Origin of the sequence: Paenibacillus sp. 7541, from assembly GCF_002276395.1 — a bacterium.
Taxonomy (GTDB): domain Bacteria; phylum Bacillota; class Bacilli; order Paenibacillales; family Paenibacillaceae; genus Paenibacillus_AQ; species Paenibacillus_AQ campinasensis.
In genome coordinates, this window is sequence record NZ_NQLZ01000065.1 from 1 (window position 1) to 2,296 (window position 2,296).

Here is a 2,296-nt window from a genome sequence, read left to right on the forward strand (position 1 = left end):
GGCCGACCAGCGCGGCAGCGAACGGTTCGATGTGCTGCAGGGCATACCGACTTCCGAGACGCTATATGGCAACATTTTTGCAAGGAGCTACCTGGCCCAGCATACCTTTGTCCAGATGTCCGGCGTCTGCACTTTTGAAGTGAATGTCGAGAAGAACTGGACGCTGCACTGGGATTCCGGGCAGCCGGGACCGGAGGATGCCGACGGCAACCCAACCACCGTGCCGGATCCGCAGACCGACACCGAGACGGTGGTCGAGCGATACACTGTCGAGCGCCCGTATGCCTACTGGGTTATCGACAACCTCGAAGTCTACCGCATCGATCGCGGTCTGCTTCGAAATTATGCGCTCCCCGGCGGCGAGATCACCATTTCGCCGCAAGGCTACCAGCCGCCGCCGTTTACCGCCAGTCCAACCGGCAGCTTCGAGCCACCTTCTCCGGCGGACCCGATTACCGCTCCGCCAGGCACCTATGGCGGCAGCAGCTTCACCAGCCGGCCATCCCCACCGAGCGAGAATTTACAGAGCGTGGCCGAGCAAGGCGTCGAGAAAGTACAGGTGACCAACGACACCCTGGTTTTCAACGGGCAGACCCTCATGAGCGGCAACCGGGTTGCGGAAACGGGGCCTAGACCAAGCTCTATACCAGAACCGCCGCAGATCGATCAGAATGTGCTGTACAAGCCTGGTAATCTGATCACGCCGGACAAAGTGAACCGGGCCAACACCACCAGTGCGGGAACGATCTTCTACACCCTGCTTCCCGGGAACATCAACGGCGGGGACAACAAGGAATTCCCGATTCATGGCATCAACACGGTGACCGTGCATACGCCGGTGGTGAACTACTCGTCCGTGACCGACGATCAGCCGCACAACCAGAAAACCAACCCGAATCCGAACCGGGCGGCCTTCATATTGGACCGGCCCTTCACCGTACGCATTCCGACCGCGGGGCAGCATGTGAACTATCCGGGCTACGGAAACCGGGACTATGCCAAATACGTTCGGGTCAAGCAGGTGTATTTTCCGTTTGATGTGTACAGCGGGGATCGGCGCACCTTTTACCCGAAGCAGACCTGGATTACCATTCCGACGGCTCAGCTGGATACCGAGTTCTTCCTCCCGGTCTGGGTCGACGAAGGGAATTATGACGTGTACTTCCGCACGATTGCCGAGAATGCGCCGCCGGACTTCACCCCCGAGGCGGGAGCGAACCGGGACTGGCGCCATCATGTGGCCACCGATATCGAGCCGGTGGACGTGATCGGGCGGGTCTACGATTTTCATATTACCGACATTGTGGATTACAACTGGGAGACGGTGTTCCGGACGGTTAAAGGCAGCGCGAATCCCACCGGGGCGTCCTATTGGACCGGACTGCGCGATATTGACGGCTGCACCCGTGGCAACGCGCTTCCGTATACGCTGCCGGTTGCGCCGGGCAAACATCCGGTGCAGGGCTATAAGAACGCTGCCGTCAAGACCGGCTACCATTTCAAATTCGACCTGAAAACGAAAGGGAACATGTTCGGTCCGCGAGATGCGATTTCGATTACACCGAGCTTTTACTTTATGAACAAGGACGGAACGGGACGGCAGCCGGTCGATCTGTACTACCACAGCGGCAAGCAGTACTTCATCCGCATCGGCTCGCCGCAGGATACCGAGAAGCGCTACGTGATCCTGAACGAGCGGCTGAGAAATGTGCCGCAGCAGGAACTGCAGGACACGGCAGCGTACATCTACCAGACGGGGGGCGCGCCTTCCGGCATGAGCGGCGCGGCGTATGCGAGGCAGTATATCGAGAAGCTGAGCAAATCCAAAACATGGGTCGGACGCTACGACTGGCTGCTGCTGCCGCCGGAGGTACGCACCCTGCTAGGGCCGAAAACGAACCTGCCGGCCTCGGTGAACCCGCTGCGGGCGAATGCGTCGATCCAGCATTGGTACGGGGAATACAGCATCCCGGCAGATGTGTATGTCGTGCCGAAAGGAACGAATGTGGCCGAGTATGGGCGGACGAACCGGCTGGATGAGAAAGCGGACATCTTTTTGCGAAACGGTTATATTATTGTGAATTTCAATATCGAGACGATTCGCGAAGGGAACACGAGTCAGCCGCATTTGCAGTACATTCATGCGCCATTGATGAATCAGTGGCGGCTGGAGGGCTATGGCAGCACGTATGCTGACCCGTACGGAAATACGTTTCCGCTAAGGGACGGGGATGTGGTGTTTTACCACGGGGACCAGTCGAGCCGAGGGGATTTTCGTTCGCAGGTGCCGCACTAG

1 protein-coding gene is annotated in these 2,296 nt (G+C 58.7%); it reads left to right on the forward strand.

Annotated elements, in window-relative coordinates; genetic code table 11:
- Positions 1–2,296: DUF5704 domain-containing protein (locus CHH75_RS24395; RefSeq protein WP_095399392.1), on the forward strand; the 2,296-nt coding region annotated here is incomplete at its 5' end.